At 57.0% G+C, this 277-nt stretch carries 1 protein-coding gene; it reads left to right on the plus strand.

Annotated features, from left to right (window positions below; genetic code table 11):
• Nucleotides 1-277 (plus strand): ATP-binding protein (locus tag KZZ04_RS19070; RefSeq protein ID WP_257903687.1); only part of this gene is annotated, 277 nt, incomplete at both ends.

The following is a 277-nucleotide window of genomic DNA, read 5'->3' on the forward strand; positions in this document are numbered from 1 at the left end:
CGAAGCTTTGGCCGGTCACTGCGACGACATCAGCATTATCATCCACCCGGATGAGTCCATCACGGTGCGCGACAACGGTCGCGGCATTCCGGTCGATGTGCACAAAGAAGAAGGTGTTTCAGCGGCTGAGGTCATCATGACCGTGCTGCACGCCGGCGGTAAGTTCGATGACAACTCTTATAAAGTCTCCGGCGGTCTGCACGGTGTAGGTGTGTCGGTAGTGAACGCACTGTCCGAAGAGCTGATCCTGACCGTTCGCCGTAGCGGCAAGATTTGG

The organism is Pseudoalteromonas sp. CR1, assembly GCF_019392235.1.
In the GTDB taxonomy this organism is placed as follows: Bacteria; Pseudomonadota; Gammaproteobacteria; order Enterobacterales; family Alteromonadaceae; genus Pseudoalteromonas.